Origin of the sequence: Psychrobacter sp. TB55-MNA-CIBAN-0194 (genome assembly GCF_040309505.1) — a bacterium.
Classification (GTDB): domain Bacteria; phylum Pseudomonadota; class Gammaproteobacteria; order Pseudomonadales; family Moraxellaceae; genus Psychrobacter; species Psychrobacter fozii.
Genome location: NZ_JBEOOW010000580.1, coordinates 1 through 251, shown reverse-complemented (window position 1 = coordinate 251; position 251 = coordinate 1). Strand labels below are relative to the sequence as shown.

At 49.4% G+C, this 251-nt stretch carries 1 protein-coding gene; it reads left to right on the top strand.

The genetic code is table 11. The features are described 5' to 3' along the window. Nucleotides 1-251: DNA polymerase (locus AAEY75_RS16350; protein WP_352260207.1), on the top strand; the 251-nt coding region annotated here is incomplete at both ends.

Sequence of the window (251 nt, the reverse complement as noted above, 5' to 3'; positions counted from 1 at the left end):
GGCTCACCGAAGCAACTTGGCGAAATGCTGTTTGACAAGCTGGGCGTTCCGGGTGGCAAAAAGACCAAATCCGGTCAATACTCTACTGGGGAAGCGGTGTTATCGAAGATTGACCACCCATTGGTTGATATCACATTAGAATATCGCGGGCTATCCAAGCTTAAAAGCACCTATACCGATGCGCTCGATAATGTGGCAGATGCGGAAACTGATCGTGTCCATACCAGCTATCATCAAGCGTTGACCAGCAC